Source organism: Streptomyces sp. UW30 (genome assembly GCF_008042075.1).
GTDB lineage: Bacteria > Actinomycetota > Actinomycetes > Streptomycetales > Streptomycetaceae > Streptomyces.
This window is the reverse complement of record NZ_RDBN01000107.1, coordinates 1-1,089: the sequence shown is the minus strand read 5'-3', so window position 1 is coordinate 1,089 and position 1,089 is coordinate 1. Positions and strand designations below refer to the sequence as shown.

Here is a 1,089-nt window from a genome sequence, read left to right as displayed (position 1 = left end):
ATTCCGATCAATGCCCAGCTCACGGCGGCGATGGCGGCGGCGGTATCGAGATTCCCGGGGTCGGTGACATCGGGGACATCGGCGGGCTGCTGCCCGACCAGATCGGAGACCTCATCGACGCCAAGGCGGCGGTGGGCTTCACCGTGGACACGGCGCCGACGCTGCTCGGCGGCCTGGCCTGGTCCGCCGGCATCCTGCTGATCGCCCTGCTGGCCTCGCGCCGCACCCCGCTCCCCCGCACCTGGGAGGCCGTGCACCGCGTCGTACGGCCGGCCGTGTCCGCCCTCGTCACGGTGCTGCTGGTGGCGGTCGTGGCCGGGCTCGCGGCGGCGGCGTACGCGGCGATCGGCGACGACCACCCCAAGCGGATCGCGGGCGCCGCCCTGCTCGGCGCCCCGAACGGCGTATGGCTCGGTATCCCGATCGGTCTGTTCGTCCCCTTCGACGGCCGGGCGACGGGAGTGCTGGTGGGCCTGCTCCCGGATCCCCTGGACGACCTGCTGAACAGCGACGCCGACCAGTCCGTGACGCTGGGCCGACTGGCCGAGCTGGACGGCCGGGTGTGGCTGCTGGGCGTCGCGGCGGCGGTGATGATGCTGCTCGCGGGGGTGCTGACGGCTGTGCGGACGCCGGTTGTGTACGGGGGTGCGGGCGCCGGGGCCGGCGGGATCGAGGGTGCTGCGGGTGCCGGGTCGGTGGGTGGTGCCGGTGACTACGGGGGCGTACGGGATCCGGGTGTCCTTCGTTTCGCCGGGCGGTGTGCGCTGCGGCTCGGGGTCGTGACGGCGTTGGTGCTGCCCTTGCTCGCATGGCTGGCGCAGGTGTCCGTGGACGCCTCGCTGTCGGTGCTGGGCTTCGACGTGTTCGGTGCCGGAGTGGAACTGCGGGGCAACCTCGGGATGGCGCTGATCCTCGGGGCGGCCGGGCATCCTCCGGCTCCCGCATCTCGTCCGGCACGTGCAGATACGGGTTCGTGTCGGGGTTCGGCGGCCGGTACGGCATTCCGGGCGTGTACGGCCCGGACCGGCTCGGATAAGCCGTACCTGCCGTACCTGCCGTACCTGCCGTACCTGCCGTACCTGCCGTACC

General features: G+C 72.9%; 1 protein-coding gene. It reads left to right on the top strand.

The window, feature by feature from the left end:
• The coding region (locus EAO75_RS44470; RefSeq protein ID WP_222724047.1) for a streptophobe family protein at nt 1–1,089 on the top strand (1,089 nt) is incomplete at both ends.